1 pseudogene is annotated in these 2,021 nt (G+C 60.2%); it reads left to right on the forward strand.

Annotation, left to right across the window (positions count from 1 at the left end):
- Positions 1-83: 83 nt before the first annotated feature.
- Positions 84-1,874, forward strand: a pseudogene (locus BSZ39_RS12690) (phage tail spike protein); the annotation flags it as partial.
- Positions 1,875-2,021 lie beyond the last annotated feature (147 nt).

The raw sequence follows: 2,021 nt of genomic DNA on the forward strand, positions 1-2,021 counted from the left end.
GTGAGTTGTAGAAGATGAACTCGAGGATCACGCGGTGACCGCCCTGCTGTCCAGCACGACCACCCCGCTACACCACTATGAGGGACTCAACTATTGATTTTTCGACGGTGGTGACGCGGATTTTGCCGGTCGGCTACGACGGCCTACTCCTACCCGAGCTCTATGTGGATTCGCCGAAGTTCAGCTCTTATGTGGTGCCGCGTATCCGCGTCATCCGCTACGGACAAGTCAAAGCCATCACCGACAAAGACAACCCACGTGAAGGCGAGCTTCCACTCGACCAAGCACACGGCGAACTACGCCGTCTGGCGGCAGGAGAATTCAACGCAAGACATGTGGATGAGCCGTCCGCTTCGTACAAGATCCGCTTCACTGACCTTTCACAAACCCGTGAATACGCTGATCTCGCACGGCTGGAAACCGTCGAACTCGGCGACACCGTGACCGTCCGCCACGCTGATCTTGGGATTGCGCTCACGGCACGGGTGGTGGCCTACGAGTACAACCCGCTCACAGGCCAGTACATCTCGGTCGAACTTGGAACCGTAGCTCGGAAGTTCACGTCTGTCACCAGGCAAGTCAAGACCGCCATCAATACGGCGGTGGCTGCGTCGGATGCGGCCGGATTCGCACTCGCTTCAGCGGATGGGAAGAACACCAACCACTACGGCAGTGCCCAACCCGAGAAGGCGCAGCTCGGCGACACATGGTTCAAGCAGAACGGCGAAACCACCGAAATCTGGATATACCGGCTCACCGACACCGGGCAGCCTGGCTGGGTGGCACTCGCTACTGACCTGAACCATGCCCAGATCAGCGCGGAACTCGACGCCGCCCGCGCAGAGGTCGACCACGCCCTCGCCGCTGCACACGACGCACAAACCGCCGCCGATGCTGTCGCCACTCAGATGGCTTCGGCGCAGGTGGAGATCGACCAGGCCAAGACCACAGCCGCTGGCGCTACCCAGTTAGCGCAGGATGCCCACGACGTTGCGATGACTTCGGATGGGCGGCTCACGGTTGCCGTTGTTGACCCGAGCGTAGCGGACGCGGCTGGCCGACCGGAGGGCGCGCTATGGCAAGTGCGTGTAGACGGCGTGATCGCCCGCCAATACATCCTCACCAACAACCAATGGGAACAGACACCGGTGGGTGCTGCGATGATCGGGTCGAAAGCGATCAGCCAAGCACACATTGCAGACGCCGCCATCGGCACCGCACACATCGCGGACGCCGCGATCACCGACGCGAAAATCGGGTCGCTCTCGGCCTCGAAGATCACCTCCGGGTATTTAGCTGCTGGGCGGATTGCCGCCGGATCGATCACGTCCGACAAGTTGACGATCGCCAACGGATACATCACCAATGCGATGATCAAGGACGCAGCGGTCACGTCGGCGAAGATCGCCGCGTTGGATGCTGGCAAGATCACCACCGGCTACCTCAACGCCGCTCGGATTGGGGCGCGGTCGATTACGGCCGACAAACTCGCCACCAACGCCATCCAAGTAGGCCTGGCAGGCTGGACGCAATCGATCCGCATCACCCCGTATCAGATCGCTTGGTATAACGGCTCCACGCTGGAAGGAACGATTACGAGCGCTGGTATGCAGTTTTGGTACGGCACCCGCTATATCGGTGAGTTCGCGCGGCGGGCTCATAAAGATAAGCCGAATGTGCAAGGCATCGTCAATCAGCTCGCCTACAAAGGCGACTACGTCGCATGGACCTACCAGAAGGCAGACGGCGGCACCTACTACACCTGCCTGACGTTGGATCCGAAGGGATTGTTTTACGGGAAAGCAGGTATCCACCTCGGCTCCGATCTGCGTACTGGTGGCTATAAGTTCTACACGACCGGCTCCCGCTACGTGGATCGCCCCGAGTTTGGTGGAGAGTTCATAGCGGTACGTCAGCCACCACTGGCCGAAGTTGAGTCCCTCATAGTGGTGTAGCGGGGTGGTCGTGCTGGACAGCAGGGCGGTCACCGCGTGATCCTCGAGTTCATCTTCTACAACTCA

It is taken from the genome of Bowdeniella nasicola, assembly GCF_001907295.1.
In the GTDB taxonomy this organism is placed as follows: Bacteria; Actinomycetota; Actinomycetes; order Actinomycetales; family Actinomycetaceae; genus Bowdeniella; species Bowdeniella nasicola.